General features: G+C 62.7%; 1 protein-coding gene. It reads left to right on the top strand.

The features are described from left to right. On the top strand, positions 1 to 462 hold a 462-nt coding region (locus PQQ51_RS34380; RefSeq protein WP_408501631.1), incomplete at its 5' end, for an IS66 family transposase. Positions 463 to 466: the final 4 nt, after the last annotated feature.

The following is a 466-nucleotide window of genomic DNA, read 5'->3' on the forward strand; positions in this document are numbered from 1 at the left end:
GCAAAGCGCGAGGTCGACCTCAGTGTGGCCTCAGGCAACACGGCGCTGGATCCAGCGCGCCAGCACTATTACGGGCGGCGCAACCGCGCGCTGCTTGCCCAGGCGCGCAGGCTCAATCCGCAGCAGGCCCGTGAGCCCACGCGAAAGGAGCGTCGCGGCAGGATCAGGCAAAGCTTTACCTGCAACCTGCTCAGACGCCTTCAGAAGCATGCCCGCGAGGTGTGGCGCTTCATCACCGATCACCGGGTTCCGTTCGACAACAACCAGGCCGAGCGCGATATCCGCATGCCCAAACTCAAACAGAAAATCTCGGGCTGCTTCCGCTCGGAATCGGGCATGCAGGCGTTCTGCACGATCCGCTCCTATCTGGCCACGCTGCGCAAGCAGAACCGCTCGATGATCCATGCGCTGGCGTTGAGCTTCGCCGGACTTGTCGTTTCGCCGCTTCCTGCTGCTGAATAGTTAC

Origin of the sequence: Paraburkholderia xenovorans, from assembly GCF_046030735.1 — a bacterium.
Taxonomy (GTDB): Bacteria; Pseudomonadota; Gammaproteobacteria; order Burkholderiales; family Burkholderiaceae; genus Paraburkholderia; species Paraburkholderia xenovorans_A.